This window comes from Geofilum rubicundum JCM 15548, assembly GCF_000974365.1.
Lineage (GTDB): Bacteria > Bacteroidota > Bacteroidia > Bacteroidales > Marinilabiliaceae > Geofilum > Geofilum rubicundum.
The window spans coordinates 1-8,051 of the sequence record NZ_BAZW01000090.1; the positions used below are offsets into that span (position 1 = coordinate 1).

Here is an 8,051-nt window from a genome sequence, read left to right on the forward strand (position 1 = left end):
GGGCTTTAAGCCAAGTAGCTTTGGCTGCGCTCCAGGAGCGTGAGACTTTAGCAGAACTTTCAAAGCGATTTGAAGTTCACCCAACCATGATTTCCAAATGGAAGCAGGAGTTCGTAGCTCGATCCTCAGAGATCTTTGCTTCCAAGGCCCCCAAAGATGATTTTGAGGAAGAAAGGACCCGCCTGTTTTCTAAGATAGGACAGCTTGAAATGGAGCGTGACTGGCTAAAAAAAACTTCAAAAAGGTTGGGACTATGACAGAGCTAAAAAGCTATATATCAACTGATGAGGAACTAAGTGTTCGGCAGCAATGCGAATTATTGGACATAGCGCCCAGTAGCTATTATTATAAGCCTAAAGGTGAAAGTTCGGAGAATCAGGAAATCATGCGACTTATGGATGAGGAGTTTTTAGAGCATCCCACTCATGGCGTACTGCAAATGCAGGACTTCCTTTTTGCAATGGGCTTCTTGGTTAATCCAAAGAGAGTTAGACGGCTACTTCGCAAGATGAATATTATGGCCATCTATCCCAAGAGAAACTTAAGTAAGTTGGGGCATGCGAAATACATCCATCCCTATTTGCTCCGAAACTTGGAAATAAACAGACCCAATCAAGTCTGGGCTATTGACATTACATACATTCCCATGAAGCATGGCTTTATGTATTTGACCGCCATAATAGATGTTTATAGTCGCTATGTAGTGAGCTGGGGCCTGTTTAATGACTTGCGGGCAGAGAACTCGCTGGAGGTCCTACAAGAGGCCATCCGACAAAATGGAAAGCCTGAAATAATCAATTCAGACCAGGGAAGCCAGTTCACTTGTTCCCTTTGGGTTGAATACCTTAAGCGTGAGGGGATTCTCATCTCCATGGACGGCCGAGGACGGGCACTTGACAATATTTTTATAGAGAGATTTTGGCGAACAGTCAAGCGTGACTATGTGTATCTATACCCTGCTGAAGATGGGTTAGAGCTCTTTGTGGGCCTGAAAAAGTTCTTTAAATATTACAATGGAAAGAAGACCCATCAGGGAATAAATCGGCAAATTCCAGCCCAATTGTACACCAATTATGCTTAATTTGGCACTTCGTGCCAATGCGTTTTCTTAGGCATGGGCTAATTGAATGCGAAAAACCCCGGTCGAAACCAGTTCATTCACTCAGCACAGGTTATCCCTAAAAGGTTGCTCGCCAGCAGAGCCCTTGTTTGTTTCACCTGATGCCTCAAAGATAAATAATGACTTGGAATTTCAACTTAGCAGGTCGTTATTTTTGTCCAACGAATGGGGAGTAGAATACTGTGCCAAATAATTTCAATAGTATTTTTGAATATTTAGCGAATAAGAATGAACTGGATATTTGTTATACCAATTTTGCAGATGGGGGTATAGGCGAACAATTTAAACCAAATCCTAACAAGACATTTAACAAGGATTTATTTGCAGACAACGAATTGCATATTTTGGATATGGTGGCGGATAAATTTAAAAGTACATCCACCAATGAAATAATTGAAATTAGTCATAAGGAAAAAGCCTGGATCGAGAACAGTGGAGGCAAAAATCTGATTAATTATAATTATAGCTTTGAATTAAATGGATTATCCAACGCTCACCGTTTATTCATCATGCAATAATTGGCACACCCACTTGACAAGCTACTGCTATTCAAGGGAAGTTGAGGTGGATGGTGGAGGGGAATCCTTCATTAGAGCCTCTCCGCCAACACCTTTTAGAATTGATTGAGAATTATGAAGCGAAGAATTGGGGAAATGAAGCTGATATCACTGACGAACAAATAAGAGAGAGTGATTTAGCTGAGAACACAGTTTCCGAATTTTGTAAACTATGGTATCTTTAAAAAAGTGATATGAACGATGATGCTGAGTATGGTGTTGATTCAAGATACAAAAACAATTTAGAGCGTGAATCTGAAGCCACAACTTTAATGGAAGCACGGATAGGGAGGATGAAGTTGCTTACCAAGGATCAAGTTATGCGAGCTAAGCTCATGCAATTGAAACTTAAAATGGAAGAATATATAAAAAAGCCCTTACGAAAACCAAGTGGCTAATTTTTCGTAATAAATGGAATTAACTTAAAAGTGAAACCTTAACTTGCAGAATTTAGTTAAAAGTGAATATATCGGACAAGTTCTTCGAACAATATGCAATACCTGGGCATCCTCTTAATGACGAAGCATTGCAATTGTTTCGCTTGATTACACATAGAGGAAATTAAGGAATTAGGAGTTAACTTTCCATTAAGGATTTACTGCTATCGATTAACGGAGCAAATAGTCATTCTATTCAATGGTGGGGTTAAGGATGCAAGATCAGCTCAAGAAAGTTTCATTTAATATTCGTTTATCGAATTGAAAACTTAGATGAACTCGTCACACCGACAAAAAGCAACAAGTTGGATTTGCATCCGGATTTGGGCAATGCGCTTTCTTCTGTGACCTACTCTACATCGAGGGGAATTCTTTTAACAAAAATGCAGGGAACCGCTTTGCAAAATTTCGTATTACCAATCATTAACCCGAATAAGCTTCTTCATAGTAATGATTAAGTACTAAATCTTGACGATGCTAGCACCTTAAGGCCATTACTGCTCAGAATAAAATCCGTCTAATAAGTGAAATTGTTTGACCAATAAAAGAAATTTTTGAAAATTTCTTGCGATTTATTTGGCAGAAAAGAAACCGTTTTCTATTTTTGTTGTGGGTTAGGGTTAAGGTTAAAAATGGGCTGTCAGAACGCTGGCAGCCCACCCTTTTTTTATAGAGGTTCCTTTTCACCGCCATCTCCTCATTTTTTCTTCTCTTATTGGATCAGTCCACCACCAAACCAATCAAAGTCCATTTCAATTCAGGCAATCGGTTAGTTAGTCTGTGTAAGAAACTTCACCCGGTAGGTAAAAAAGGGATAGATCATGGTCAGTCCCTGTGCTACCACCATTTAATATTCTGTTGGTCCGCTCGCCCCATTCCTTGCCACCCAACAGGTTGAATACATAGGTGCGGTTGAACGACGTGTGGCGCTCTACACCGTCTCCGCCCATGTATTTCGAATCGAAAACAGAAGCCGCCAGCAGGTTCACCGGTGGAGAATACCCCAACAGCAGTACATTAACCCCCGGCAAAAGCTGCTGCTCAGAAATGCCAAAGAAAACTTGATTGTATATCGTTTATTTTTTGTAAATTTGAAGTATGAGACGTAATCTTCAATATTTTGATATAGAGATTGATAAACTGACTAATTCAATTGAAAATGTTATAACCGGTGACCGTTTTCAAACCGATGTTTCGTTGGTTGATAAGGATGATTTAAAATCAATTTCAAAGAAAAATGGATGGTTATTTAATTGGAAAAATGAATATAAGGAAGCAGACAGAGATATATACAAATTAACGACAGTTGGTAACACAGATGTAATTCAAGGATTGATAAGCATTACCGAGAAAGAAGACCATGTTTATATGCACCTAATTGAGAGTGCTCCCTTTAACCTTGGCCGAGAAAAAGTATATTTGGGGGTTCCCGGTAACCTGATTGCTTTTGTTTGTCGGATTTCATTTCATCGAGGATTTGAGGGATATGTTTCATTTGCTGCTAAATCTCAATTGATTGAGCATTATGAGAAAACCCTTGGAGCGATTTGCGTTGGTGGACAATTGATGGTTATTAATACCGAAGCAGCATTAAAATTACTTGATAAATATTATAAAACTTAAATATTATGAAATTGATTAGAGAGCCTTTAGACATAGATTTCTTTGTTGACCCACGTCCGTTATCCGAGAAAGAGAAAAAAATGATTAGTGATTTCATAAAGGCCGATAAAGAAAAGAGAAAACGTATTAAGCCTTCAAAAAAAGGCAGATTTACCCCGAACCGTGTTTGATTTATAAGTATAACTTCTCTCACTTCAAAAGCCAATCAAAGCCCATTGGTATTAAGGCAATCGTTTAGATAGGGGTAAGCGAACTTAACGCAATCAAACCATTATCATGAAAGCACTACAAATAACCGGGTATGGCGACCTCAAAGCGCATCTGGCCATAAACGAAGTCGAAAAGCCCTCAGTCAGCGAGCATCAGGTACTCATAGAAATTTATGCCGCCAGCACCAATCCCATCGATTACAAAATAGTTTTCAATCACACGAAAAGAATGATTAATAGGAATACTTATCAAATCATTAAAACTTGCAGTTTGTGCAATTTTTAATGATTATGTCATTATGTTTGTAGTATGAGTAATTATACAAATCGCAAAGAATACTTAAGCAAATTATTGGCTTATAAAGACAAAGATCTAATAAAAGTGGTAAGTGGTTTGCGCAGAAGCGGCAAAAGCACCTTGTTTGAACTATATAGACAGAGGCTATTGCAAATGGGGGTGAATGACAAGCAAATAGTGTTTTTAAACTTTGAAGAGTTTGAACTGCGCAAATTTCTTAACGATTTAGATTCTTTGTATGAACATATCATCAGTCAGTTAGATTTGACAAAGCCTTGCTATGTTTTTTTAGACGAGGTGCAAAATGTAAATGAATTTGAAAGGTTAGTGGATGGGTTATTTGTAAAACCTAATATAGATGTTTACATCACAGGCTCAAACGCCTTTTTACTGTCAGGTGAATTGGCAACACTTTTAAGTGGGCGATATGTTGAAATTTCTATATTGCCTTTCTCATTCAAAGAGTACTTAACAGCTCGTAAAATTGACATATCAAACAGATACCTCAATTATGAAGCTCTCTTTTTTGATTATGTAAATGAAACATCATTACCCAAAGGTGTTGAACTGCGAGAGGGCGGATTCGATAAGATATATGAGTACCTGGAAGCCATTTACACCACTATTGTAGAAAAAGATATTACACAACGTCACCAAATAAACAACAAGCGAGCTTTTGGCAATATTGCAAAATTTGTAGCTTCCAACATTGGGAACCCTCTTTCGCCCGGAAATATTGCAAAAACATTAAAACAAGACGGACAAAACACACACAATACCACCGTTGAGAAATATTTAGAATATTTAGTAGCAAGCTTTATATTTTACAAAGTAAACCGCTTCGATTTAAAGGGTAAAAAACAATTGGCTACTCAAGAAAAATACTATTTAGTGGATGCTGGATTGCTCAATATTTTGGCGGGAAAAGAACGTACTGCAGACAGAGGGCATATATTAGAAAATGTAGTTTTTCTCGAACTGCTTAGAAGAGGCAACAAAATTTGGACAGGTACTTCACGAAATAGTGAAGTTGACTTTGTTTGCAAAACCAAGACAGGCGACATAGAATATTATCAGGTTGCATGGCAAATGGCGAGTGAAAGCACAATTGAACGAGAGTTTGGTGCCTTAGAAAAAATCAGCGACAATTACCCTAAATATTTGCTCACGTCAGACTCCTTTACTCAAAATAGAGACGGAATTAAGCATCTTAATGTTTTTAACTGGCTACTGTACACTGATGAAGAACAAGAATACTGACTCTCGCAGCCCCCATTCTTCCCAATGCAATTGATAGAGTCGGTACAGAAAGACACTAATTTTTTTTGGTCGTTTTTTTCAGTAACTTAAGGCAACCAAACAGACACAGTCATGAAAGCACTACAAATAACCGGGTATGGCGACCTCAAAGCGCATTTGGCCATAAACGAAGTCGAAAAGCCCTCCGTCAGCGAGCATCAGGTACTCATAGAAATTTATGCCGCCAGCACCAATCCCATAGATTACAAAATAGTAGAAGGCGCCTTAAAGCAAGTCATCAAGCTCAAATTTCCGGCCCCCATAGGATTTGATGTCGCAGGCGTGGTGGTCGCAAAGGGCCAAAGCGTCACCCATCTGGAAATTGGCGACGAAATTTTTTCCAGAGTCCCCTCCAACGCACCCGGCACCTTCGCGGAATATATTGCCATAGACAGCGATGTGGTGATAAAGAAACCCGCCAATATCGATTTTGCAGCCGCCGCCAGTATCCCACTCGTCGGTTTAACCACCGTACAATGCTTCGACAAAGCCCGGCTAAAGGCCGGGGACAAAGTCTTAATTCATGCCGGTTCCGGTGGGGTTGGTACCTTCGCCATACAGTACGCCAAAGCCAAAGGCGCCTATGTTTACACCACCACCAGCACCAAAAACGTCGAGTGGGTCAAAGAACTGGGAGCCGACCGGGTCATCGATTATAAGACAGAGAACTATGCAGCCATCGCCAAAGACCTCGACATTGTTTACGATACCCTCGGTGGCGATTACACCCTCGAAGCCTTTAAAGTCATCAAAAAAGGCGGCACCGTTGTCAGTATAGCCGGTGACCTTGATGAATTCACCGCCAAAGATTTAGGTCTGAATAAATTGATACGCCTCCTACTGGCCCTGAAGCGCCGTAAAATAACCAGGCAAGCCAAAGCCAAGACGGCCCACTATTACTTTGTGTTGATGGACCCCAACGCCTCCCAATTGGCCGACATCAAAACCCTCATCGAAAGACAATTGATCAAACCCGTCATTGATAAAGTGTACCCACTTTCCAATGCCGTTGAGGCCCTACTTCACCAAAAAAGCGGCCATGCCAAAGGGAAAATTGTCATTGGTATGAAAGCGTGATCTTCATCGGTCAGATAAGTTTATGGCTCAATATTAACGGTTTAAGTCATGCAGAAATTTCCCTGGCTTGTTTAGATGCCATTAAAGAAACTGTGTTGGATGAGGATAAGAGAATGGATAATACTTTAATTCTAAAAGCTATTGGTGATCGGAATGCAGCTTATCACAAATAAACCTTAATGCCCGATAACTACAAACACATTTTTTTAAACGGAGCCCTCAAAGGCGACCCAAGCGTCACTTTTTCACGCATCTGGCCCTTGGTGCTGCTGGCCGAATGGAATAAAGGTTAGTTCATTCATTTCGCGAGGTTAACGAAGATTGCTGCGCAAATCTGGTATGGGAGTTGTTGCAGTGCTGTGCAGTATGCCTTTAATGCGAATGTTGTTCTGATCTTCCAGACGCCGGGTTACAGTCCTTGAAGGCATTGCAGATGAAATAATAAATGCCAATTCGGTCAATTGTCCACTGGCATTAGCATTGATCAGACCCTTTATTTCCTGGTACTCCGGTCTGTTGTATTTGGTAGCTGCCAGTTGGCCAGCAGCATGCTCTATATTTGTCCCTTTCAACTCTACCAGTATCATCCAATACCGGTGTTGTCTGCGAAAAAGAAACATCCCGTCGCATTTAGGCTCGGTATCCCTAAACACACATTGATCCAGCACAACCGCTTTAGTTTCTTCGTCGCGTCCTTTTGGCTGAAGTCTAACTTTCTTACCATTTTCCTCAAAAGAAAACGGACCGCTGCACATTTCGTCGGGCTCGCCACGCCTTGTACAAACACACGATTCAAACCTGCCAATATCAATCATCTGTCCTTTCTGCCCATTGAAGATCCCTCATTTCATCGTAAGCCTCCGATAAGACATTGTACGGATGGATCAGTTTATTATCAATTAAGCCCAATTCCTTATCCATAATATCCTCAATGGCGTCTTTTTGCAGATAATAGACCGCAGTATCGTTGGCTGGGAGAGGGTATAAGTTGCTAATATTCGGTGAAGAAGTGACTTGGTCGCGCACATGAAAGCGCATGAGGTGATTATTAACCGCTTCAACAATATAAGGACTGTGGCTCGTTAAAATAAACTGTGCACGGGGAAAAACCCTAAGCAAATCACCCACCACCCTGCGCTGCCACTCGGGATGCAGGTGCAAGTCAACCTCGTCGATCATGACCACCGCTTTTGCCTCCAATGGGTTGTCCATGTGAGGATTGGCCAAAGCCATACGCGATGCCAAATCGATGACCAGCGACAACATCGTTTTGTAGCCGTCGCTCAATTGCATAATATCTAGTCGCGTGCCATCAATTTTTACGGCAAATCTTAAAGGGTTCAGCATAATATGAGGTGCCGATATATCCGGAAACAGTTGTTCTATGGCCTTTCTTACCGCCTCCAATTCAGGGAGCCTGTAGTCGAACGA

The 8,051-nt window shown here is 40.7% G+C and carries 11 protein-coding genes and 1 pseudogene; 9 read left to right on the top strand and 3 right to left on the bottom strand.

Features of this window, described 5'->3' with window-relative positions; genetic code table 11:
- The 4 genes and pseudogenes from JCM15548_RS22035 to JCM15548_RS19360 all read left to right on the top strand — a co-directional run.
- Window positions 1-257 (top strand): annotated as a pseudogene (locus JCM15548_RS22035) (hypothetical protein); the annotation flags it as partial.
- Window positions 254-1,081 carry an IS3 family transposase gene (locus JCM15548_RS19350; protein ID WP_062128718.1) on the top strand — a complete coding sequence of 276 codons (828 nt, stop codon included), beginning with the start codon at window positions 254-256 and terminating at the stop codon, window positions 1,079-1,081. The pseudogene JCM15548_RS22035 and the gene JCM15548_RS19350, both read left to right, overlap by 4 nt.
- Before the next feature lie 221 nt (window positions 1,082-1,302).
- A complete protein-coding gene (locus JCM15548_RS19355; RefSeq protein ID WP_062128720.1) occupies window positions 1,303-1,638 on the top strand; it encodes a type II toxin-antitoxin system antitoxin SocA domain-containing protein in 336 nt (111 codons plus the stop codon).
- A gap of 233 nt (window positions 1,639-1,871) precedes the next feature.
- Window positions 1,872-2,075, top strand: a complete 204-nt coding sequence (locus JCM15548_RS19360) for a hypothetical protein (protein ID WP_062128723.1) — start codon at window positions 1,872-1,874, stop codon at window positions 2,073-2,075.
- 812 nt (window positions 2,076-2,887) lie between these two features.
- On the opposite strand, the gene JCM15548_RS19370 is transcribed toward JCM15548_RS19360, so the two are convergent.
- Window positions 2,888-3,121 carry a hypothetical protein gene (locus JCM15548_RS19370; RefSeq protein ID WP_157482987.1) on the bottom strand — a complete coding sequence of 78 codons (234 nt, stop codon included), beginning with the start codon at window positions 3,119-3,121 and terminating at the stop codon, window positions 2,888-2,890.
- Window positions 3,122-3,212: 91 nt separating this feature from the next.
- Here JCM15548_RS19370 and JCM15548_RS19375 point away from each other — a divergent pair, with 91 nt between their 5' ends.
- The 5 genes from JCM15548_RS19375 to JCM15548_RS19390 all read left to right on the top strand — a co-directional run bounded on the left by JCM15548_RS19375 (window position 3,213) and on the right by JCM15548_RS19390 (window position 6,620).
- Window positions 3,213-3,737, top strand: a complete 525-nt coding sequence (locus JCM15548_RS19375; RefSeq protein ID WP_062128730.1) for a hypothetical protein — start codon at window positions 3,213-3,215, stop codon at window positions 3,735-3,737.
- Window positions 3,738-3,742: 5 nt separating this feature from the next.
- A complete protein-coding gene (locus JCM15548_RS22290) occupies window positions 3,743-3,907 on the top strand; it encodes a hypothetical protein (protein ID WP_173427673.1) in 165 nt (54 codons plus the stop codon).
- A gap of 106 nt (window positions 3,908-4,013) precedes the next feature.
- Window positions 4,014-4,232 carry a hypothetical protein gene (locus JCM15548_RS19380; protein ID WP_062128733.1) on the top strand — a complete coding sequence of 73 codons (219 nt, stop codon included), beginning with the start codon at window positions 4,014-4,016 and terminating at the stop codon, window positions 4,230-4,232.
- Window positions 4,233-4,256: 24 nt separating this feature from the next.
- Entirely contained in the window at window positions 4,257-5,504 is a 1,248-nt protein-coding gene (locus tag JCM15548_RS19385) for an ATP-binding protein (RefSeq protein ID WP_062128735.1), read from the top strand.
- Window positions 5,505-5,615: 111 nt separating this feature from the next.
- Window positions 5,616-6,620 carry an NADP-dependent oxidoreductase gene (locus tag JCM15548_RS19390; protein ID WP_062128736.1) on the top strand — a complete coding sequence of 335 codons (1,005 nt, stop codon included), beginning with the start codon at window positions 5,616-5,618 and terminating at the stop codon, window positions 6,618-6,620.
- A gap of 311 nt (window positions 6,621-6,931) precedes the next feature.
- Here JCM15548_RS19390 and JCM15548_RS19395 read toward each other — a convergent pair whose 3' ends face one another.
- Window positions 6,932-7,435 (bottom strand): hypothetical protein, encoded by a 504-nt coding sequence (locus JCM15548_RS19395; RefSeq protein ID WP_062128738.1) that lies wholly within the window; start codon window positions 7,433-7,435, stop codon window positions 6,932-6,934.
- On the bottom strand, window positions 7,428-8,051 hold a 624-nt coding region (locus tag JCM15548_RS19400; RefSeq protein WP_157482988.1), incomplete at its 5' end, for an AAA family ATPase. The genes JCM15548_RS19400 and JCM15548_RS19395, both read right to left, overlap by 8 nt.